We start from the raw sequence: 23948 nt of genomic DNA on the forward strand, positions 1-23948 counted from the left end.
AAAAGCAATATTACGTTGTTTTCAGTTATTATTAAAAAGTTTGAATAACCAATATTGAAGAACTAGGTCGGAGAAATGCATTTCACTAATTTCCCAAAAACGATCTAACAAAACATCAAACTGACTACCAATTAATTACATAAAATAATCGAAAATAAATCAATAATACTTCCGGCGAACTTCGCTCTTCCTACAATCTGAGCATGAGAATAACTCTTTCCGTACTACTTTACTTTATTTGATCCTTTGCGGTGAAAATAAAAAAACCGTCGAGATTTCAGGGATCTTAACCCCTATCAAATAGCACATGCGCTAAATGGAAGCACCCTAAAAGCGCTTATATTTATCAGCCGTCCCCCTCTTTCTTCTTCTCCTTTTCCTCACCGCTTTTCAGCTTGTGGGACTTTTGGTCGTATTGCCCTTCAAGTTCGTCGATAGTGGACTTATCCCACAATTTCACTCCCGTAAAATAAGATGCTCTTCCAATCATATGCGCTCCTACCGGGGCGGTAAGCAGCATAAAAACAATGATCGCAACTACCCGTGCAAGAATGGCAGTATCTGAAAAGTAAATTCCGGCAGCCAATAAAATCAAACCTATCCCAAGCGTCGCCGCCTTGGTAGTAACAGAAATCCTCAGGTACAGGTCAGGCATTTTGACAATCCCTACAGCGGCCAACAAGATGAAAAGTGCTCCCAGCGAGCTAAGTACTATTATGATGATTTCAGTCATTTCTTTTCCTTTTTTCTAAATAATAGGCAAATGCTACCGTCCCCAGAAAAGCAATCAAAGCCATAATCATGGCTATATCGAGAAAAGCAGGCTGATTGGTGGTCACGCTATACACCGCTATAATCCCAATACCGGTGGTCAATAGCAAGTCAAGTGCAATAACCCGGTCAGGAAGTGTGGGTCCCATCAAGAATCTGATAAAAATAATCAATATAGATACAGCCAATACCGGCAGGATAATAAAATATAAATAGTCGTAAACGCTCATCTGGTTATCTCTAGTAATCGTTTTTCAAAACCGTTTTTGATATCCGCCACAAAACCCTCCCTGTCCTTCACATACATGGCATGTACATACAGCACTTTTCTGTCATCTGAGACATCCAAACTCAGTGTGCCGGGGGTAAGGGAAATCAGATTCGCCAACAAGGTAATTTCCAAATCCGAACGTGCATCCAACGGAATTTTTACAATTCCCGGTTTCATGTAATGCTTGGGCGTGACTACATCATAAGCCACCTCTATATTGGCTTTGATCAGTTCATAAAGAAAAAACAACACAAAACTGATCAACTTGGGAATCCTGTTGAAATATTTATTGTCCCTTCTATCGGTAGCTGTGATCCACAATAAGAAAAAACTCACGGCAAAGCCGAAAATAAAATTCTCAAAGGTGAAAGTTCCGGTGATTGCAATCCACACCAACGAAAGAAGAAGATTACTTAGAAATTTGGTCTTGATCATGGTGTAACCGGTTTAGCTCCCAACACTGCCTCTATGTAGGCGGAAGGCTCCATTAGTTCAGCTGCAATTTGCTTGCTCAGCAAGATGATATGTTCTGCCCCAAACCCAATATATAAGGATACTCCGGCCAATAAGATAATCGGAACGACCATGGCACGTTGCTTAAATGGCTTTAGTTCTTTGTAATACTTTACGTTCATTTTCTTGGGAAGATCAACAGCATCTTTCCAGAAAACCTCTGTCCAAATCTTTCCCGCCACCCAGAGTGTCAGGAAGCTACCCAGCAGAATAAACCCAATAAGAATAAGGTGTCCTTCATTATATCCGCTTTGAATCAGAAAGAGCTTTCCCCAAAACCCGGAAAGCGGGGGAATACCTACCAGAGAAAATAAAGGAATTGCCATCAGCAGGGAAAATAGCGGATATTTTTTATACAGTCCCCCTAGTTTCATGATATTCAGCGTTCCCTTGAGCTTGAAGATCAAGCCCGACACAAGGAAAAGATTGGTCTTAACTATAATATCATGGATGAGGTAGAATATTACCCCTACGATGGCAAGTTCGGTATATATTCCCAATCCTGCGATCATAAAACCAATATGGCACACGATCAAATACGAGAAGATTTTTCGCAAATTCACCTGTAGTATAGCCCCCAGTCCCCCTGACAGTATAGTCAATGCCGCTATGCTTACCAGCAATGTACCCAGAAACTCGTCAGGGATAAATATCAGGGTAAAGATTCTCAGCAGAGCATAGACACCTACCTTGGTCAACAGACCGCCGAAAATCGCTGATATCGCCGGGGGCGGGGTATGGTAAGAAGCAGGAAGCCAGAAGTAAAGTGGGAAAATAGCTGACTTGATGCCAAAACCTATGAGAAATAAAATGGCCACTACATTGACCAGGCCTCTATTTTCTATCTGTGCGACCTGCCCGGAAAGATCAGCCATATTCAGGCTTCCGGCCATCCCATAGAGAATTGCAATGGCAGTGAGGAAAATAGCCGATGCCAGCAAGTTCATCGTCACATATTTGATCGCTCCTTCGATCTGTGCCTTCTCCCCTCCTATGGTAATCAGCACAAAAGAAGCAATGATGATAATTTCAAACCACACATACAGGTTAAAAATATCCCCTGTAAGAAAAGCCCCATTCAGCCCCATTAAGAGAAAATTAAGTATGGGGAAATAGCCGAATTTCAGCCGTGCATTTCGGATAGCGCCTGTAGAAAAAACGGTCACTGCCATACCGGAAATGGCCGTCAACAATACCATGGTGGCACTGAAGGCGTCAGCTACAAACGTAATCCCGAAGGGTGCCTGCCATTCCCCTGCCTGCATGGTAAGTATTCCGTTCTGAAGGACTTCCCGCAGCAGCCAGCCTGCTATACCCACCGAGATAAGGCTGCATATAATCGAGATTAATCGTTGTGAATTTACCTTATACCAAAAAAACATCAGCAAGACCGCTGAGAAGAGCTGGAAGATTACAGGTAAAACTATGTAAGGGTTATTCATAAATTTCGTCAGTAGTATTCAACTCATCCAGATCATCGGTCTTGGTGATTTTATAGGCACGCTTGACCAGAATGATAGCAAATGACTGCAGCCCAAAACTGATGACGATTGCTGTCAGGATCAACGCCTGGGGTACAGGGTCAGCATAGATTTCGGTCAACATCTTGGAGGCCGAATCGATGATGGGCGGTTTGCCTTTGACTATTCTTCCCAATAGAAAAATGAGCATATTGGCACCATTACCAAGTAGGATCAATCCTATAATCAACTTGACCATGCTCCTCCGGAGCATCATGTATATTCCCGATGCGTACAATAAGCCTATCAAAATAACGAGTAGTAATTCCATATTAGATAGTTTCCGAAATGGTGAAAATAATAGTCAGTGTCACGCCGATTACCACGAGGTAAACTCCTGTGTCAAAAAATAAGGCAGTGCCTATCATTCCTATCACCGGCAGAGGCTCATCAAACCATAGTCCTGTCATAAAGCTTTCTCCGATTAAAAGAGGTGCCATTCCGCTCAACAGGGCAATGCTCAGACCGATTGGCATCAGAAACCCAGGGTGAAACTTGATCAAGCTTTTGGTTGTCTCCAGCCCATTGGCAAAAGAGTGGATAACAAATGCGATGGATGCAATCAGTCCGCCTACAAATCCTCCCCCCGGAAGATAATGTCCACGCAACAGGATAAATACCGAAAATAAAACCAACAGCGGTAAGAGGTAAGTGGATGCGGATTTGAAAATGATCGATTTCATGTGTATTTAATTTTTATGATTATCGGCAGTGATGCTGATAGTCTCATTTTCTTTGGCCTGCCGGCAGGAAGACCGATGATGGGTGACCGAAGGAACCTCAATGCTAGGGTTTGCCGCATCCTTTATTGCTTTTAATACTTTAAAAGAGATATACATATATTTTTTTTCAAAGGCCATACGGAATCTTTGACGATCAATCCGCCAGCTGGCGGAGCACTGTATATTTTAATGATGATTTTAATCGTGTCGATTTCATACTATTCTTTTTCTATGCCTTTAAGCCTCAACTTCAGCAAACTAAATACACCTATGGCGGCAATGACCAGCACAGTGATTTCCACCATGGTATCAAACCCTCTAAAATCCACCAGAATCACATTGACTACATTTTTACCTTTGGCCAAAAGGTAGGAGCTTTCGGCGTAGAAGATTGAAGTTTCCCTATTGAGCGGCTCTGACAAGACCTCCAGGGTGAGCACCGCTATCAACGTGCCGAAAAACAGGGACAGTACGCCATCCCGCAGACGAATACTTTTGCTGGAGAAGGTATTGTATTTCGGCAGGTTATAAATCACCAAGACAAACAAAATCACAGTCAATGTATCAATGGAAAACTGTGTCATTGCCAGATCGGGAGCCGAATAGAACAGGAAAATCAGGCATATTGAGTAGCCGATCACCCCGAGCGACGCAACTGCCACGAGACGGGATTTGGAGAAAACCGTGAAAATGATAGAAACAAACATGATCACCACGACTATAACTTCGTAAATCGTCAGTTCCGTGAGTTTGGAAGCATCTATAACAAGGCTTACTCCCTGATAAAGTCTGAGACCAAGTAGGATGGTTAGAAAACCCAAGATGGTGATCACGTAGTTTCTCAAGTAACCATTTTGGAAAAAGCCCGTCCACAAACCCGCAAACTTGGTAAAAAGCCTGCCCAACAAGGTGGCAATAAACTGAGGGCTTAGCCATTCAAACTTCAGCGTGGTCCCCACCAGTCCCTCGGATGGTTTCAGAAGCCAATAGAATAAGGTGCCCAGACTCAGGGTCAATACACTCAAGCCCAAGATCAGGTTAAAGCCATGCCAGAGTTGGATAGGATGCCCTGAACCACTTCCTGAGATACTTCTAAAAACCGGCTGAACCAGACTTTGATCGATCAATCCGGGAAACAGCCCAAATATCAATCCCAATCCGGCAAGGATCAAAGGAGGAACCCACATTGTGGGATGAGGAAGATGTGTCTTTTCAAACTGCGTGGGAAGCGCTCCGGCAAATGGTTTATACCCGGCCAGCAATCCGGCACAAAGGAGGAAGATATTAGTTAGTATAGCTGCAGCCGTAAGCAAATATGCCCAATCCCCCCAATGAAGCGTGGCCTCATAGATCAGATCTTTACCTATAAAGCCCAGAAAAGGCGGTGCCCCCGCATTGGCGAGAGCTGCCAATCCTGCGGCGATGGCTACCGGCATCATTACTTTTCTCAAGCCGCCCAAAGCCGTCACATCTCTGGTCCCTGTCTCGTGGTCTACGATACCCGTTACCAGAAAGAGCGTTGCTTTATACAGGGCATGAACCAATATAAACACGGAGGCTGCCAATAGTGCTTCCTCTGTACCGAGGCCAATCAGGAAAACCAATATGCCCAAGGCAGCTATGGTGGAATATGCCAAAATACCCTTCATATCGATTCGCAAAACAGAATGAACGGCCGCATAAACCATGGTCACCGCTCCCACGATGATCAAAGTCGTATTCCACCAAGGTGTACTTCCCAATAGTGGTGTAAACCTCGCCAGCAAATAAATCCCTGCCTTCACCATGGTGGCGGAGTGGAGGTAGGTACTTACCGGCGTAGGTGCTTTCATCGCCCCCGGAAGCCAAAAGTGAAAGGGGAATTGGGCAGATTTGGTAAAGGCACCCAAGAACAGTAACCCGATAATCCATCCATAGCTGCTATGTCCAATGATCAAACTACGCTGTGAAAGCAACTCCTGAAAAGAGAAAGAACCGCCTATCGTTCCCAGTACAATCATGCCTGCCAATAGAGATAATCCTCCCATTCCAGTGATGCTTAGTGCCAGTAGTGCTGATTTTCTGGATTTGGGATCTTCATTATTGAATCCGATCAGAAAGAACGAACTGATACTTGTCAGTTCCCAGAAAATAAACAGCGTAATGATATTATCCGAAAGCACCAGACCCAACATGGATGCCATAAACATGCTGAGGTATCCATAAAATCTATCAAGGTAAACATGGCCTTTGAGATAGCTGAATGTATAGAAAAACACCAGCGCACCGATCCCTGTAATCATCAATACAAAAAGCAGAGCTAAGCCGTCCAAGTGGAAAGCCAGATTAATGCCTGTACTGGGAACCCATTGGTAAATCAAACTGACCACTTCTCCCTCGCTGATCTGAGGGAGATACCTAAGGAAATACACAAATAGGAGAAGGGGCAAAAAGGGCATCACAATGGAACCTTTGCCTTTGACCAGTTTGCTGAGTAAGGGAATCATCGCCGCCACGATAAATCCGGAAAGTATGGCTAGAATCATGTGTTTTCCGAAGGCTTTTGATAGTTAAAATTCTAAATTACAAAAAAGAAAGTTGATGGCTTTGGTTGTATTATTAGGGATTGTTGTGTATCGGAGGGAAAATTCAAAGGACTGTTTCGGTATTTACATTTTTTTTTACCTCAGTGAATATTTTTGAAAAAGAGCAAAAAAGGAAGCGTGGAAGTAAATAGAATTGTCTATACTGCGGGAAAACTGTTGGTATTTACCAAAGGAATTGATCCCATGCTTATTGCCAAATGAAACGATTTTCTCTTTTCCCTCTACGGGCTATCCCTTTAAACTTGCTTTACGTATTGGTTTTTCTTCTGATTCCCCTGACCACCCAAGCCCAATCTCCCATCTGGCCAGACAGCATACCCTGGTGGAAAGCAAATAACCTAAGAGTAATCCAGACCAATCTGCCTGCATATGAGGCAGAAACCCTGGAAGTAGATTCCTTGATAGCTGACCTGAAAAGCCTCTCTGCCAATACCCTTATTATCAATGCCGGAGGAATTATGGCTTTCTATCCTACCCGGTTAGAATATCAGTACACCAATCCGTATATGAAAGATGATATGCTGGGCGATGTCATCTCCAGATGCCATGAAAATGGAATTCGGGTAATTGTGAGATTTGATTTCAGCAGGGCACATAAAAGTATTTTTGACAAACAACCCGATTGGTTCTACTTATCTCCTGAAGGCAAACGCATCGTGAATGACGATATGTATGTGATCTCAATCAATGCGCCTTATGAGCAAGAACAACTTTTCAATATCGTAGAAGAAGTAATCGATCGCTATCCTATTGACGGCATTTTTATCAATATGCCCGGTTATGCCACCAAAAACGCTTACACAGGAGAATATCATGGCATCGACCAGAACCCCTACGATGCCAAGCGTTTTGCTGACTATAGCGATGGGATGAAGTTGCCTCTGACGGAAGACTACGGCGATCCGGTATTTACGAAATACCAAGAATTCAAGCAGTATACCTCTGACGATCTGATCCGCCGTGTCCATGAACTCGTCAAATCAAAAAACGCGCAGATTGCCATCTGTACCTACTCTGAAAAATTTGTGGACATCATCCGCCATGAGTCACAGACCAATTCCCTGCCTTATTGGCCATACAATGCTTCGGACAATGTAAACAATACGATCCATTCCTACCCTGATCATATCGTCAGCAATGCGAGTATTCAGCAGATTTCCTTTCAGTCCAGGTACAATGCCGTAGAGCCGGAAGAAGTAGCAATTCGGCTGTACGAAAATATTGCCAATGGCTCAGGACTGGATATGAGCATAATGGGAGATTTCCGGGAGTATGAGGATGAGCGCAATTTTGATACATACAGAGAGATCTATGCGCTGCACAAAAAGTATGAACCCTATTTTGGGAACTACACTTCTCCCGCAAAGGTAGCGGTAATCGCTCCCGGATCCTGGCCGTCGGGGGATGCCGCCCAGGAATACCGGGGAGTTCAGCTGATGCTCAAAGAGTCCCATATCCAATTTGATATTGTGGAGAAAAGCCAAATTGCGCATCTGGAAGATCAACTGAAAGCGTATAAGCTGCTTATTTTGCCCGAAATCACAAATTTGGATGGAGAATCTCTGGATGCACTCGGCCGAATCAACAAATCGGGCACCAACCTGATCGCCACCAACCGTTCGTTGTCAGCTCATCCGGAAGTACTGGAGAGCCTCTTTGGAGCCAAAATCAAACAACTAGATCACGAGGGCAGCGGTTTTTACCTTAATCCGGCAGACAAAAAGCTCTTCAGCCGATTTGGACAGCAGCAACTGCTTTTCTGGAAATTCAATTTGGGATTGTATGATTTCACAGCAGCAGATGAAGTAAAACTAGCCATATACACTCCCGGAAGACCCGGGCCACCCGAGAAAATCGGAGGCCACGAACCTTCGGGGCATTATGCAGTCGGTATAAAAAAGCACGCCAAAAGCAGCGCTATTCTTTTGCCCATCAATCTGGGCAAACTGTATTACCTACATGGATATGAGCAACATAAAAACATCCTGTTGGACTTGATTGAATACAGCTACCCGGAGGTAAATGACCTGATCGTCACCGACGCACATCCACGGGTAGAGGCTATCCTACAAGAATATGCCCTGAATACACCGGAAAACTATGGAACCGAAAGCCGGGAAGGAATGCTGTTGCACTTGGTCAATCTTACCGGATTCAGTGGCAATACCTATTTCAGTCCTCTACCGGTCTATCAGACCAAATTCAGGATCAGAACGGACTTTAGACCTAGCAAAATATGGAGCATGATTGATGGTGAAGAAATAGCCTTTAGTTATGAAGAGGGACACACCTCGTTTGAGGTAAGTAAGTTGATAGACTATGAAGGAATCGTGCTGGAGCGCTAACACCCGAACAGCCAGTCGGTAAATCGGAAAAGAATAGAATATGCAAAACCCTGTAAATAAATTGTTTTCAGGGTTTTGCCTTATTTTTTAACTCATTTTTTAGAAAAAAAATCGGATTGAACTCTTCTGCCCAAGTCAATTTTTCTGATACACTCTTACATAATCAACCTGATACTGTTTTGGAAAAAGTGTCTGTTCTAGGCTTCCTCCATTAGAGCCCAATGCAAGGTTAAGCAGTAAATAATGGGGCTGATGAAAAGGGTTAAATCCATCCGGATTGGTTGTTTGGGTCAGATCCACTTCATTCAGTAATTCTCCATCCAGGTAAATCTTAATATAATTAGCTGTCCAATCCATCTTCCAAATGTGGAATTCTGATGGCCACTCAGGGTCTTTAGCCAGAAACTCAGCAAAAGGGATTTTCGCCTCATCCCAAGCCGCTCGTTTTTCCGGATGTGCCCAGGCGGCATTTGCTAAAATTGTGGGATTACCGCCAACTTTATAGAACTCCATGATATCAATCTCCCCATTAGCCGGCCAGGGTTTTGATACGCCCAGTGTCCAGATGGCAGGCCACATGCCGCTAGCTGTATCTATTTTTGCCCGCACCTCCACCACGCCATACAGGAATTCCACTTTACCCCGGGTGTTGATACTGGCTGAGGTATATTCGGCAAATTCACGGTTTTTTCTCCAGTCATTAGCAGCAGGATCATAGGAAGGATTTTTGAGCCTTTCCTTTCTCCCCTCGATCACTAAGCTGCCTTCCGAAACAGTAGCATTCTCAAGTTGATACCACTGCATTTCATTGTTTCGAACAAACCCGGTTTCGGGAGACCAAAAGTCAGCATTGGGAATTCCCTCTGTATTAAACTCATCCGCCCAAAGTAGGGTGTATCCCTTCAAATCGGGAGTTATTGATCGCTCTTTTTTAAGTGAACCGCAACTACCCATTGCAAGAGTTAGCAATAGTGCGCAACTAACGGAAATTTTCATTGATAAAAAGATATTTTAAACTAGTGTAGTGTTGACCAGTACCTGTTAGGTTTACAGCATCTATTATTGATAAGTAAGCAGGCGGCTAGTCAAAATAACTCAGATCCCACTCTTCCATCCATTCCAAAATAGGGCGCCCATCTTTCATCTTTATAGGGAGCCATACGTAGCGACCATCTATTGCATTTTGGGGTCTCCAGCGATCAGCCATAAAAATAAAGGCATCCTTTTTCCCCTGTACAGGCACAATAAAGGTACTTTGGGAATCAAATGTGAGCTCAGCCCCCTCTCCCAAAGCCGGATTTCCCAAAGCTGTCCATGGCCCGAACAAGTCATCTGCCGCAAACGACCGGGCGGCATTAGGATCCCATCCCGTACATCCTGAGGTGATGAGGTAATATTTCCCATCCTGCTTAAACACTGCCGGAGCTTCATTATGACCTGCGGGCTCGATCACCGCCCATTTACCTGTAAAATCCAGGTAATCATCAGTCAGCTCTGCGATATGTAAGGTCAGATTTTCCTCAGAAGAAAAAATGTGGTAGGCTTTTCCATCCTCATCCACATACAAGGTCATGTCCCGGGCCATCTGACCCGATTCAAAATCACGTCTGATAAACAACCCCTCAGCAACTTCTTTTTTCCATTCGTCCGACCAGCTTTCAAGCGCATGCTCGGTAATCGTCTTTTCTTTCCAGGAACTATCGAAGTTTAAAGGCCAAGTTTTAGGATTAGGGCGAAGGGATTTTTCAAATACATAAGGCCCGGTGGGTGAATCGCTCACCGCAAGAGCCGTCCGTGCAGCGTCATATCCCTGAGACTTGAGTTCTAGGTGAAACCACATGACAAACTTCCCTGTCTTCTCATTAAAAATCACCTTAGGACGTTCTATTACGCTGCCTTTTTCAATATCGGAACCGCTACCTTCTGCATCCACTGTAAGCACTACACCTTCATTTTTCCAGTTGACCAGATCGGTGGAAGAGTAGCAACCTACACCCACCATGGCGCGGTTTCCCATTCGCCCGGCGGTCTTGTGCTCGCCAAACCAATAATAGACACCTTCATAAAAAAGAATTCCTCCACCGTGGGCATTGATATGCACTCCTTCCGAATCCGGCCAGAGTTCTCCCGGCCGAATAACTGCTTGCTTCTCTGAAGCTGATTGGGCCAAGACAAAGTGGCAAGCACTCCCGAATATTAAAATAAAACTAAAAAGAGTTTTCATTGTGATCATTGAAATGTTTAAAATATGACACCATAAATCTACCAGTTTGGATTTTGCTGTAGTTTACCGCCTGCCTTATTGATTTCCACTGCAGGAATAGGATAGAGATACATCTGTTCCGAGAATATCCGTTCTTCAGCATCTTGGTAAGAAAAGGTAAAAGTTTCGTCTGCATTTTGCTCGATTACAGCTATTCTCAAAGGCTGCGATAATACTTCCCCTGCATCCCTCCAGCGTCTCAAATCCCAGAATCTATGTTCTTCAAAGGCAAGCTCTACCCTGCGTTCATTCTTGATTTTTGCCCTTAACTCTTCAGAAGAGGCTGCTTCAACCTCCGGCATATTGACACCAGGTCTTTGTCGTACCGTATTGAGCGCTTCTTTGGCTGACATCGGAAGCCCCTCAGCAACAGCATCAGGGCCGTAAGCTTCATTCATTGCTTCGGCATAGTTTAGCAGGACTTCAGCGTATCGGAAGTATATCCACGTATGTACACTGGATCTGTTTTGAAGTAAATCTAGTCCTTCATCCATAAACTTCTTCAAATAATAACCTGTCTTTGTAGCTCTTGCTTTCCCATACCCATCAAATCCACCACGAAAGGTTTCTATTTTTCTCCCTTTATAATCAGAGTCATTGGTGATAATGCTCATCTGCAATCTTGGATCGCGATTTTCATAAGGATTTTGAGAGTCGTATGCCGGGTCTTCATCGATAGACAAACCGCTTAAAGTCTCATAAGCATCTACTAAATTTTGGCTAGGATTAGTCCCACCTACTGCCCCTGCGAAACCAATCGGAAAGTTATTTCTTTCTAAACTGTTTGAAGCAGGATAGTTTCTGCCGAAAATGATTTCCCCATTCGTTATAGACCGAAAAAGGTTTCGATAGTTGTCCACCAAATTATACTGACCTAACTCTACCACATCGTAAGCTGCTTCTGCAGCCCTGATCCACTTGGATTGATCATTGTTGGGATTGTTTAGTGGACTTGCTGCGTAAAGCAAAACTCTTGACTTCAAAGCAAGAGCAGCTCCCTTGGTAGCCCTCCCGATCAATCGATCCCCGTCAAATCCTGACCAGGTATCTCTCAGATCCGGCATGGCCAGTTCAAGCTCTGATTCAATATAGCTTATTACTTCATCAAGTGAATTACGGGTGTAGTCAAAGTTACTCTCCTCATCCAAAATCTCCCTGATGATCGGTACGCCTCCATACCTTTTGAGCAATTCGAAGTAGAAATATGCACGGAGAAAATGAGTCTCAGCTCTTAGCCACATCAGATCATTACTTTGGGTCAGGTAAGACTGCTTCCCCTGTTCAGTAACCGTATCCTGCACAATAATCGCCCGGTAATCCACCGAATTTTCCAAAAACAGGTTTGCCTTTCTGATGCCATCGTAGAGTGCTGACCACTGGTCATCAGGATTTGAGAATGCACCCCAATTTCCATTTCCAAGCTTTTGGATACTATTGTCTCTACCTGAATGGGCAGCATCATCCGTAGCTGCAGCCAACATGCCTCCACTGAATCTATCAAAGCCCTGAGGTAGATCACTATAGATCCCGATGCCAAAATTCCGCATAGTGGTATAAGAGGAAAATACTTGCTCCCCGGTATAGTTGGTATCCATTCTTCTGTCCAGAAACTCATCCACACAAGAAGAAAAAAGAACTACCGCGCTGATAAACAATATGATGTATTTTTTCATTTTTCCTTAGATTAAAATTGTACGCTTACACCCATATTCCATGACTTCAAGGGAGGATATCCACCGTAGGCTTCAGCATCCACCATATCCATTTTGTCCCATGTGAAAAGATTCACTGCATTTACGAAGACACGTAGCTGCTCCACTTTGATCTGCTGCGTCCAAGTGACGGGTATCGTGTAGCCTAACTCTATATTCCGTAAGCGAAGCAAGCTGCCTGACGTTGTCCAGAAAGTCGACGGTCTGAAGTTATTTTCGTTTGGCAAAGTGGTCAATCTCGGAAAGGTTGCATTCTCCTGATTTTCAAGCGTCCATCTGTTGAGTGCATTGGTGCTTAGGTTTGCATCATTTTGTAATCCCCAGAAATAGGCACCGTTTAAGCTTACAGATCTATTGGTTAAGCCGTAGAAGAATAATTCCAGATCGAATCCCTTATACTGTGCTCCTACATTGAACGTATAGGTAAACTCCGGCTGCCAAGTATTACCAATAGCTATCTCATCATTCTGATCGATCAGCCCATCTCCATTTTGATCGATGTACTTGATATCTCCGGGCTTTACGGCAGCAAATGATGACACCGGAATCCCCTGCTTTAGCTCACCATCTGCCTCAAAATCGTCCGGAGAATAAAATCCATCCGCTTCCCAGCCAAACTGCTGACCAATCGCATGTCCTGTTCTGTACATGTAAGATTCAGGATGGGTCATCTCTCCCATCTCTATAATCTTGTTTTTGGCAAAAAAGCCGCTTGCACCCACGAAATAATTGAATGAACCGATATGGTCTGTGTAGCGCAAGTCCAACTCAAACCCCCTGTTATTTACTTTACCGATATTCTCATATGGAGGTAGTACTCCGATATATCCCGGGAAAATATTGTCTGTGTTCACAGGCATATTTGACCTTCTGTTGTAGAATAAATCCATAACTACAGCTAGTTTACCATAGAGTGTGGCTTCGAGTCCCAGGTTAAACTTCAGGTCTTTCTCCCAAGAGATATCCGAATTTCCGAGCTGTCCGTAGTTGATGGTACCATTGGACACATTGTCCAACCCTAAGCGGTAATCACCGGAATAATAGAAATCCTGGGTGTAAGCAAATCTACTTCCTCCAAATCTATCATTACCCACAAGCCCTACGGAGGCACGGGCTTTGAGGAAGTTGATGGTGCTGTTGTTTTTCAAAAACCCCTCTTGGCTGATCACCCAAGCACCGGAAAGTGATGGAAAAAAACCGAAGCGATCTCCTTTTGGGAATCGCTCAGATCCACTGTAGGCAAATCCCAGCTCAGCAAAGAAGCGAGATTGATAGTTATAGGTAAATCTACCCATCAGGCTTTGATTGGCGTAAGGGACATTGTTTCCCGACACATTCAACACATCCTGATGATACATCAGCATTCCTGTCAACCCATGATCACCTAATTGCTTTACATAGTCCAATGCCGCCTGGATATTTACCCGGTTCCATTGATCATTTCCCCACTCTTGTACGCTGAATCCTGTGTCGAGACCTCGCTGGTAATAAAGATACGGCTCTTCGCTACCCGAGTCTCCTGCACCTAGTTCATAGTATGCGAGTGAGCGGACCCTGTTGTAGTTTCCCCTGTGCCAATTATTGATACCGATTGCCTGGGAGAATCTTAGGCCTGGAATCAAATCGCCTAAGTCTTCGGAGAGTTTCAGGTTTGTAATTATATTTCGATCATGGGAAGACGTATATCCACGACCGAGAACTGAGGCTACCGGATTGTCCGGATAGAGGGAGTTTCCTCCCCAGGAGCCATCCGGGTTAGTGACAGGAAAAGCATTTGCAGGATACATAGCCATATTTTGCCACAGGGAAGCTCCATTGAAATTCGGGTAAGATCTATTCTCTATCCTCCCACCGAAATCCAGCGATGCACTTACTTTCGGTGAAATAGCGACATCTATGTTCGAACGGAAATTTACTCTGCGAAAATCCGCATTGGAATTCTCTTTTCTCTTAGAATCCGTATTGGCATACAGCCCTTGATTCTGCATATATCCCAGTAGGATAAAATAGCGGGTCGTTTTACCGCCTCCTGAAAACGTCAGGTTGAGATCACTGATCGGAGCATTGTCGGCAAGTACTTCGTCGTACCAGTTGACATTTGGATAGAGGTACGGATCACTTCCTGTCCGGTAGTTTTCCAGATCTGATTGAGAATAGCGCACCGGTAAGCCGTCGTTTGCCAAGGCTTCATTATATAACATCCCGTACTGATAGGAATCCACAAAATCCGGTAAGCGTGTTGGTTTCTGAAAGCCTGTTCTTGCTGACAATCGAATCTGTGTCTCTCCGTCAAATCCTCTTTTGGTAGTCACCAAAAGGACTCCGTTTGCACCCCTGATTCCGTACAGAGCCACTGCAGCTGCATCCTTCAAGACGGATACGCTTTCGATTTCCTCCACAGACAGGTTATCGAATGAAGTTTCGAAACCATCAACCATCACCAGGAAGCCGGCATCGTTAAAAGTACCCATACCCCGAATAAGCATGCTTGGCTCATCAAAGCCAGGCTCACCCGAGCCGCTCATCACGGTCAACCCCGGCAGTCTTCCAAATAGCGTATTACTTAGTGATGGGGTTAGCGTTTTACCCATGACCGCTCCGGTGGTAGTGGAGATCGCCCCGGTTATTGATTCTTTACTTTGTCGGCCATAAGCAACATTCATCAGTTCACCGTTGAGAACCGTCGGGCTGCTAATACTATCTTGGGAAGCAGTTTTTTCAGTTGCTATTGCAGGAATAAGTGATTGCGCCTGCGCGACTTGAGCAAAGCAAAAAACCCCCATAGCGTAGCATGCCAGCTGCCGCACTAGTCTGGACATCTTGTTTTTATAGTTTATAGATATGATCATTTGAAGCAATTTTAAGTACAGTACATAATTGTAACAATCGTAGTCTTCTGAACCAGAAGAACTTTACCACCCCGGGTTTTGAATGAGATACCCTTTATCTATTTCCTGCTGGGGAAGGGGATACAGATACATTTTATCATCCCATACCCTGGTTTCGAAAGGCTCTCTTCGATAGACGTATTGATCGTCATCCAACTGGTAGATATTCAATCCCCACATCTCTCCTGCCATCACTCCTTCTTCCCCTGCGATCCTCCATCTTCTCACATCAAAAAACCGGTGCTCCTCAAATGCCAACTCTACAGCTCGCTCTCTGCGAATTGCCTCGCGAAACTTCTCTTGCGTATTGTACCTATCATCAGTAAACGATATCGGAGCCAGCCCACCCCTTTGCCGAATGGCGTTCAATGCTGCAAATGCATTGGCATCCAGCGGGGAAACCTCATTAAGTGCCTCTGCGTAATTCAGGTAAAACTCAGCCAGTCGGAACACAATCCAGTTAAATTGACCTCCTCCCCAGTTGGCTCTTCCAAGGAATTTTCTCATGTATCCTACCCCGTTCACAGGAGCACCATCAGACCAGGAACCATTGCTGTTTTTATAAAAATTGCGGACACCGATTTCGTCGTTCCACTTTGATCCTGAATAAAATACCGAGTATTGAAATCTAGGCTCCATTGCCTGCATTTTCTCTAGAAACTCACTTCTCGGTCCTTCATCTCCCCATACTTGATCTTCGCCATCTGCTGTATGGTACATTTGTGCATGCTGATACGTCACGCCATGTCCATACCATCCACCATAAATACCTCTGGGCATAGCAAACTGCTGAAACATCGGATTATATGCACCCCACCAGCCATTGGACTGATTATACAGCAACATCTCGGAACTTCCTTGGGCTTCCACTGCGGTCTGATAGTTTACTGCCGGATCAGCTGAGGAATTCACCAGACTGACACCTGAAGTTGCTGCCCAGTCAAGAACTGCTTTACTTGCATCGGCTGCAGCCAGCCATCTTCCTTCTTCGTAATTGCCATATCCTGTCAATTCCGGATTACTTGGCAAATAAGGAGTAGTCGTGTTGTGTAGAGGGCTTGCAGCATAAAGCAATACCCGGGCTTTCAATGCCAAAGCAACCCCTTTTGTGATCCTACCATTGAAACTGGATGGATAAGTATCCGGCAACACAGCCGCTGCCGCATCACAGGACTGGACGATAAAGTCCACACATTCCTGATAGGTGTTTCTTGGAAGCATGATCTCTCCTGCGGCAGTTAATACCTTATCCACAATCGGAATCGCCCCATAACGCTTCATTAGTTCATGGTATTGCAAACCTCTCAAAACCATTGCTTCCGCTTTCATTTGTTCCTTTTCAGTCTGTGGAATATCCGGTACCATTTCAATGTTTTCCAGAAATATATTGGCATTGCGAATTCCCTTATAATGCGAACCGAAGTCATCTTCCCTGTTGCCCGTAGGCCCCCAAACACCCGTATTGTGGTCATTGGATGAAGGCCATGTATCGTACACATCTCCTTCATCACTGGCTGCCATCACCATGGAGGCATACATGCCATTATGTGATCCCCAGTCTATGGGAAAACCCAGCGGCATACTCGTTCGATAGCTTTCCCAGAGAAAAGACTCTGCAGTTGCCCTTTCGGAGAAAATATCCTCAACGGTCACGTCATTACTTTCAGGTTTCCCAAGAAACTCATCGTTGCAAGACGTCAAAAGAATGGTCATTCCCAACATTATCACTGTTAGGGATTTATATGATCTTATCATCGTATTTTAGATTTTGGGGTTAAAACTGGACGTTTACACCTACATTATACACGCGCATCTGTGGGTAAAAAGCCCCCCGTCCCGTGGGAGACTCAGGATCCAAATTCTCCATTTGGCTCCAGGTAAGCAGGTTGTTTCCATTGACAAATACACGAAGGCTGCTCACCCCAATCCTACTAAGAATGACTGGCTGAAAACGGTAAGCCACTTCCACATTCTTCAATCGGATATAGCTCGCGTCCTGTAGCCAGAAGTCTGACGGTCGGTAGTTATGCTTTCCGGAAGTGGGTGAAAGCTCTACTCTAGGATAGGTAATGGGTAATCCCGCTTCAAAGCGTTCGGGAGTCCATCTTTCCAGATGTTTTTCCGTAGCATTTCTCCAGTCGGTATCAAATGCCCATGCTCCCATCTCACCGATGTAGCTGGATACATTCTCTGCTCCTTGAAAAAGAATAGAGAAATCAAATCCCTTGTAATCTCCTCCAATGGAAAGTCCATATATCACTTGGGGAAAAGTTGAATATCCAATCGGAATCTCATCATTTTGATCAATGGTCCCGTCATTATTCTGGTCAATGTAGCGGATATCACCCAGCTGAAGCTCAGAAGTAAATGCAGAAGAGGGCGCGCCATCCAGCTCGGCAGTAGTGTTATAAAAACCATCGCTGACCAATCCCCAAAATTGCCCGACGGGATTGCCGGTGCGCTGCAGCCATGGGTAAGCCCTAGTAGGCTCATCCATGTAATCGATGTTGTTTTTGGCAAAAGAGTAATTGGTTTTTGCCCAATAATTAAACTCACCTATGTTGCTATTGAAGTTGAGCTCTAGTTCAAACCCCTGGTTACGTACTTTACCGATATTTACCGGCGGCAAATTCGCCTGGACCAATGCAGGGACAGTTCCCAGATACCAGAGGATATTATCTCTATTCTCATTGAAATAATCCACGTTGAATCTCAGCTTATCTTCAAAAAAGCCTGTTTCAAGACCGATATTAAATTTCTTCGCACGCTCCCATGTCACATCCGGGTTTCCCACTCTGCCCTCTTGAGCTCCACTATACCATTGGTAATTGGTCCCGTAGTTCCCGAAGTTATATCCACCACTGTTAGGATAGAATACTGAGGGCAAATACAGGAATCTGGCATCTCCGATTTTGTCATTACCCACTTCACCGTATGATCCCCGGATTTTCATAAAAGAAAGAATATCACCTTTAGGCATGAATTGCTCTTCGGTCAAGATCCAACCAAGAGAAAACGACGGGAAAAACCCATACCGTTTTCCTTCAGGAAAGTTCTCGGAGCCATTGTATCCCATATTGAATTCCGTGAGATACTTCTCCTTATAATTATAAGTAACCCTACCCACAAACCCCTGGTAACCACGGGGAACATTATACTCCTGGCCTGGGGCAGTATATCTCTCCTGCATATAAAGCGCCATACCCGTCACATTATGTACCCCAAAAGATCTAGCGTAATCAATTGCGCTTTCCAGGTAAACTTTACGGTTTCTTTGGTAGCCCTCTCCGAATGAGAATGGTGTATCCAAACCTTCCCTGATAAATACAGGCACTGCAGGATCATTGGGGTCTTTAACTATACGATAGGTTTCATTCTGCTTATTTCTATATACCGCATGCTGGTAGTAATTATCATAGGCCACCATGCCCCGCACACTCAATCCTTCAGTCACAAAATCCAGTTTATGTTTCAGCGCAACATTGGAATTAAGGGTACTGTTGAAGTTTCTCTGGTAGCCATTGTTCACGATTGCACTGAGTGGATTGCCTGAGCTGGATGGCAATCCCTCTACTCCTGAAATCAACTTCCCATCAATTATCCCCGGATTCATTAGAGGATTGGAGTTCAGTATTCTGAAAAATATCTCCCCTGCACCAAATCCGGGATAGTTGGAATCGGCAAATTGTGCTCCTAATTTCACTGAAGCTGAAAAGTTCTTATTAAAGTCAATGTCAAAATTTGAGCGTAGATTGTACCGTTCGTATTTTGGATTGGCAGAGTAATCATTCGTGAATTCTTCTACATCATATGCTCCATTTTGCCCAAAATACCCCAGCGAAATAAAATAGCGCGTATTTTCAGCTCCTCCACTGATATTGAAATTGTGCTGCTGCTGGCTTGCATAGTCCTTCAATACCATATCAAACCAGTCCACATCCGGATGGAAATATGGATCTGAGCCATTTCTGTACAACTCCAGTGATTCATCAGAAAAATAAGGAGTTTGACCGGAATTGATACTGGCCTCATTGTGTAAGGATGCATAATCAAAACTGTTCAGCATTTTAGGCAACCTATTTGGGCTTTGCACTCCATAATTTGCCGTATAACTTACTGTAGGCTTACCTTTTTCGCCTGTTTTAGTGGTAATTAGAATTACCCCATTAGCTCCACGTACCCCAAAAACCGCTGTAGCGGAGGCATCTTTTAATATGCTCAGCGTCTCTATTTCATTGGGATCTATAAGATTGATACTTGAGCGCTGCACACCGTCTACCAAGATCAAAGGATCAGACTCTGAACCCGTATTAAGGGTAGCAATACCTCTGATTTTCAAACTGGACTGGTCAAACCCGGGCTCTCCACTCGATTGCACAGCTATCAAACCCGGCAACCTACCCACCAATGAGTTACTAATATTGGCCACAGGAGACTGGATCAGGTCTTTCCCTCCGACACTGGAAACAGCGCCGGTCATGGTCGCTTTCTTCTGCTCTCCAAAGCCGACTACAACAAATTCATCTAACGATTGTGTATCTGTTACCAAGTTCACGTCTACTATACTTCTGTTGTTGGCAGCTACTTCCACAGAAACAAAACCTATGAATGAAAACACCAATACAGCATCACTTGACGGAGCCGTGATCGTATAGTTCCCGTCCAGATCGGTAACTGTTCCCCGGCCTGTACCTTTTATCAGTACATTGACTCCGGGTAGCGTCATGCCATCCTCTTCTGCTTTAACTGTGCCTTTGATCTCCCTGACTTGATTTCCCTGAGCGTACACAAATCCCTGAAAGAAAAAAGCCAAAAGGGTGAGTGTGAGCCACCACCTCCTTATCCTGTGTAACGATTTTTCCATTTAATGTCAATTTGGTTTATTGAAGAATTATTAACCTGCTAGTATTCAACCACGAACCCCTGAATACCAGTGAACCAAATAAGCTACTTCAAGGGGTATTTGAGCGGGTCAAACTCATACAATGGGAGGGGTAAATTCATTTTGGGGTAATAAAACAGTAACCTAGAGGCAATAAAAATATACTATCCCCACATAGAGCCTATCACAAACTTCCTATGGAAAACACCAATCCCCGCCAAACAATCTAAGTAATATTTAGTTAAATAAGCTCTTTCCCCTATTTCCTAAAGTAAATGGAGAAAGAGATCCGTTCTTTTAACGCAGATTCTAAAATCTGCGCAAAGTAACCCGGAGTGGCCAACCCGAGGAGAAGTTAACTAATCGATGTAATGTCAAATTTGTTACGGAGTGAATAGCAGATATGCGCAAGAGGCTGTTATTGTCTTTATAGAGATAGAAAAATATTACTCTTCACTATTCATATATGTTCTGCTATTTATCCATCAAACCATTCAGGTTGTAATTTTTCTCCTGAAAAGTGCCTTTGTATTTCTTCTGAAAATCTGACGGATTCATCCTGAACATGACTTGAAACTGTTTTCTGAAATATTTCAGATCATTGAAGCCTGTAAAAAAGGCAGCCTCATTCACCTGCATATCTGAAGTAATCAATAAAGTGGCTACTTTTCTCAGTCTGATAAAGCGGATCATCTCATTTACCGATTTGCCTGTCAGATGCTTGATTTTTTTATATAATAGGGAGTGGCTCATAGCCATCTCTCCAGCCAAGGATTTGATGGTAAATGAATCATCATTGAGATGCTCTTCAATCAACAACTCCAGCTGCTCAAGAAAAATCTTATCCTCCTCGGAGAATTTAAAATCGGAAACTTTTTGTGTCACCTCATCCATCAGATGATCCTGTAGTTTCTTTTGCTGCTTCAGAATACCTTTTACTCTTGCGATTAGATAATCTTTGTCGAAGGGCTTGGTGATATAGTCATCCGCCCCAACCTCGATTCCCATGAGTTTAATCTCCTCAGAATTTGTTCCTGTAAGAAGAATCACAGGGATGTGTTGGTAGCTTGGACTGTCTTTTAAATATTTGCAGAAGTCCACTCCGGATTCACCCTGCATGACTACATCCGAAATAATCAGGTCAGGCAAGTGGGATTTCAATTGTAGACGAGCCTCTTCTGCACTTTCAGCATCCACTATTTTATAATAATCTTTTAAAATGCCGTTTAGGTATTGCCTGATTTGCAAATTATCATCGACTATTAGTACACTTTTCATCTCATCAAGCAACGTAGCCTGAATGTCAACTTCCTTATTTGGGTTATTCCCGGACACTGAAAATTCTTGTCCGCCCAGCAGTTCATCCAGAAACATGGAGCGTTCACTAAAGTCCTCATGGAGTAAAAATTGCTGAAGGTGTGCTCTTCCCTTCAATAATCTCACTTCAAAAGTCGTTCCACCTGTGGATTTCACCGAAGCCGTCACCCGGCCACTGTGCGACTGTATAAACTGCTTTACTAAATACAAGCCTATCCCAAACCCGTTTTTTTGGTTCTTCTGATTGTTTTGGGATTGATAGAATAAATCAAAAACCTTATCCAACTCATTTCGCTGTATTCCGCTCCCATTGTCTTCGACTGTGAAGCAAACCTCATCTTCAGTGTCTGAATACAGTCTCACCACAACCTCCCCATCTAATTCATTGGTGAATTTCAAGGCGTTGGAGATAAGATTAAATAAAGAAATTTCTATTTTCTGACGATCAGCATAGATAAAAGCCTCTTCAATTCGGGTATCTAGCAGGTAAGCAATATTCTTGGTTTCGGCATGATGCACGAAGCAGGCAAAGACTTCTTTCACAACAGAAACCAAATCTATCTTGACTATTTTGAGTTCTCCTATTTCACTTTCTGTCTTTCTGAACAACAGCAGCTGGTCGACCAAACTGAGTAATCTCCTTGAATTTCTATAGACCACTTCAAGCTCTCCATTCCCCAAGCCCGGACCTTTGCCGTAAATGGCATCTTTCAGCGGATTGATGATCAGTGTAAGGGGTGACCTGAATTCATGGGAAATATTGGTAAAGAAGGTAAGTTTCTTCTCATTCAGTTCTTTTTCCTTTTGAGCCATGTCTTTGGACAGCCAGATTTCATAATCCAAACGAGCCTGTCTCCTTTGATGTCTTATCACGGCATATATGATCAGCCCCAGTCCCAACAAATAAAGAAAGTACGCAAGAGCTGTCCTGTACCAGGGCGGTGATATAATAATAGGAAGTGACGTAACATCTGTATTCCAGACTCCGTCTGAATTAGTGGATTTGATATGGAGCGTATAGGTTCCATCTTCCAATTTGGAATAATTTGCCACGCGTGAATCCCCTACGTACTGCCATTCCCTATCCCATCCTTCCAGAAAATACGCATATAAAATCTTGCCGGGCAGTGAATATTCCAAGGCGGCAAAATCGAAAGTAAGCATTGATTTATCATATGGAAGCTCAAGTGCATCCAGTGAAAATGCCGTTTTCCCTGTCTTTTCAATTGCTTCGTTATTTATTTTGATTCCCGTGATCAACAATTCGGGAAAAGATGTGGAAGCCTTAACAATGGCTGGATTGATGACGTTAAATCCCCTGATTCCGCCGAAGAGCAACTCCCCACCGGGAAGTTTGAGTGCTGCGTTGTAATTAAACTGGTTGCTCTGCAATCCGTCAGAATCATAATAATTTGTAAAGATTTTGGTACGGTAGTCAAATCGGGAAATCCCGTTGTATGTACTGAGCCAATACTGCTCATCCCTTCCTCTCAAAATATTCAGCACCGAGTTATTCGGTAACCCCTGCCGCTCTGAGAAAGAATTGAATGTTCCCAGCGAAGGATTGAACTCCAACAAGCCACCGCTTTCAGTGCCGATAAGCATGTGATCATTGGAAGCCGATATAATTGATCTGACCGGATAGCCTATTTCAAATACTTCATGCTGATAGGTCTCCAAATCCAATTTAATCAACCGCTCAAACGTACCTACCCAAATATTCCCAAAAAGATCCTCAGCCATTGACAAAATGCCGTTGACCTTGGCATCAACAAATTCAAATTCATCCCTCTGGGGGTGGTAAAGATATAACCCTTCTCCATCAGACGTTGCTGCCCAAACACGCTGGTAAGAATCACGAAACAGTACCCAGATATTCTGCTGTAGGGTGGGAAGGTCTTTATGATAAAGGCGGTATTTCTTAAATGTTTTTGTTTTCTCGTCAAACTTGCTGAGTCCTCCTCCATAAGTTCCTACCCAAGCTCCATCGTCTGCCTTGAGTATAGAGGTTACAAAATCACTTTGCAGGGAATTGGGGTCTCCTGTATAGCGGTAATTGGTGAAAGAATTGGTAGATCTATCCCAAAGACTCAAACCTCCTCCATCTGTGCCGATCCATATTTTATCATCGATGTAATCGCAGAACGAAAGCACAAAAT

16 protein-coding genes are annotated in these 23948 nt (G+C 43.9%); 1 reads left to right on the forward strand and 15 read right to left on the reverse strand.

What is annotated here, in order from left to right; genetic code table 11:
• Positions 1-346: 346 nt before the first annotated feature.
• From mnhG to ID165_RS14120, 8 genes are all read right to left on the reverse strand, one after another.
• On the reverse strand, positions 347-733 hold the full coding sequence (mnhG, locus tag ID165_RS14085; RefSeq protein ID WP_192085465.1) for a monovalent cation/H(+) antiporter subunit G: 387 nt from the start codon (positions 731-733) through the stop codon (positions 347-349).
• Positions 726-1001, reverse strand: coding sequence for a cation:proton antiporter (locus ID165_RS14090; RefSeq protein WP_192085466.1), 276 nt, complete (start codon positions 999-1001; stop codon positions 726-728). The genes mnhG and ID165_RS14090 overlap by 8 nt, the downstream gene beginning before the upstream one ends.
• Complete coding sequence (locus ID165_RS14095) at positions 998-1477, reverse strand: Na+/H+ antiporter subunit E (RefSeq protein ID WP_192085467.1); 480 nt, start codon at positions 1475-1477, stop codon at positions 998-1000. The genes ID165_RS14090 and ID165_RS14095 overlap by 4 nt, the downstream gene beginning before the upstream one ends.
• Complete coding sequence (locus ID165_RS14100; protein WP_192085468.1) at positions 1474-2997, reverse strand: proton-conducting transporter membrane subunit; 1524 nt, start codon at positions 2995-2997, stop codon at positions 1474-1476. The genes ID165_RS14095 and ID165_RS14100 overlap by 4 nt, the downstream gene beginning before the upstream one ends.
• Positions 2990-3346, reverse strand: a complete 357-nt coding sequence (locus ID165_RS14105; protein ID WP_192085469.1) for a Na+/H+ antiporter subunit C — start codon at positions 3344-3346, stop codon at positions 2990-2992. Before ID165_RS14105 ends, ID165_RS14100 begins: the two co-directional genes overlap by 8 nt.
• Position 3347: 1 nt before the next feature.
• Positions 3348-3758, reverse strand: coding sequence for a Na+/H+ antiporter subunit B (locus tag ID165_RS14110; RefSeq protein WP_192085470.1), 411 nt, complete (start codon positions 3756-3758; stop codon positions 3348-3350).
• 6 nt (positions 3759-3764) lie between these two features.
• Positions 3765-3935 carry a hypothetical protein gene (locus ID165_RS14115; protein WP_192085471.1) on the reverse strand — a complete coding sequence of 57 codons (171 nt, stop codon included), beginning with the start codon at positions 3933-3935 and terminating at the stop codon, positions 3765-3767.
• Between the two features lie 80 nt (positions 3936-4015).
• Positions 4016-6322, reverse strand: a complete 2307-nt coding sequence (locus tag ID165_RS14120; RefSeq protein WP_192085472.1) for a putative monovalent cation/H+ antiporter subunit A — start codon at positions 6320-6322, stop codon at positions 4016-4018.
• A gap of 257 nt (positions 6323-6579) precedes the next feature.
• Between ID165_RS14120 and ID165_RS14125 the strand changes: the two genes are divergently transcribed.
• Positions 6580-8727: an alpha-amylase family protein gene (locus tag ID165_RS14125; protein ID WP_192085473.1), complete on the forward strand. Its 2148-nt coding sequence runs from the start codon at positions 6580-6582 to the stop codon at positions 8725-8727.
• A gap of 135 nt (positions 8728-8862) precedes the next feature.
• Here the strand turns inward: ID165_RS14125 and ID165_RS14130 are convergent, their stop codons facing one another.
• The 7 genes from ID165_RS14130 to ID165_RS14160 all read right to left on the reverse strand — a co-directional run bounded on the left by ID165_RS14130 (position 8863) and on the right by ID165_RS14160 (position 23943).
• A complete protein-coding gene (locus tag ID165_RS14130) occupies positions 8863-9723 on the reverse strand; it encodes a family 16 glycosylhydrolase (RefSeq protein ID WP_192085474.1) in 861 nt (286 codons plus the stop codon).
• An 85-nt stretch (positions 9724-9808) separates the two neighbouring features.
• Positions 9809-10951, reverse strand: a complete 1143-nt coding sequence (locus ID165_RS14135; RefSeq protein ID WP_192085475.1) for a glycoside hydrolase family 43 protein — start codon at positions 10949-10951, stop codon at positions 9809-9811.
• A gap of 38 nt (positions 10952-10989) precedes the next feature.
• Entirely contained in the window at positions 10990-12663 is a 1674-nt protein-coding gene (locus tag ID165_RS14140; protein ID WP_192085476.1) for a RagB/SusD family nutrient uptake outer membrane protein, read from the reverse strand.
• An 11-nt stretch (positions 12664-12674) separates the two neighbouring features.
• Positions 12675-15551: a TonB-dependent receptor gene (locus ID165_RS14145; protein WP_192085477.1), complete on the reverse strand. Its 2877-nt coding sequence runs from the start codon at positions 15549-15551 to the stop codon at positions 12675-12677.
• Between the two features lie 63 nt (positions 15552-15614).
• On the reverse strand, positions 15615-17345 hold the full coding sequence (locus ID165_RS14150; RefSeq protein ID WP_192085478.1) for a RagB/SusD family nutrient uptake outer membrane protein: 1731 nt from the start codon (positions 17343-17345) through the stop codon (positions 15615-15617).
• A 19-nt stretch (positions 17346-17364) separates the two neighbouring features.
• On the reverse strand, positions 17365-20454 hold the full coding sequence (locus tag ID165_RS14155) for a TonB-dependent receptor (RefSeq protein ID WP_192085479.1): 3090 nt from the start codon (positions 20452-20454) through the stop codon (positions 17365-17367).
• Between the two features lie 492 nt (positions 20455-20946).
• Positions 20947-23943, reverse strand: coding sequence for a response regulator (locus ID165_RS14160; protein WP_192085480.1), 2997 nt, complete (start codon positions 23941-23943; stop codon positions 20947-20949).
• Positions 23944-23948: the final 5 nt, after the last annotated feature.

Source organism: Algoriphagus sp. Y33, from assembly GCF_014838715.1.
GTDB lineage: Bacteria > Bacteroidota > Bacteroidia > Cytophagales > Cyclobacteriaceae > Algoriphagus.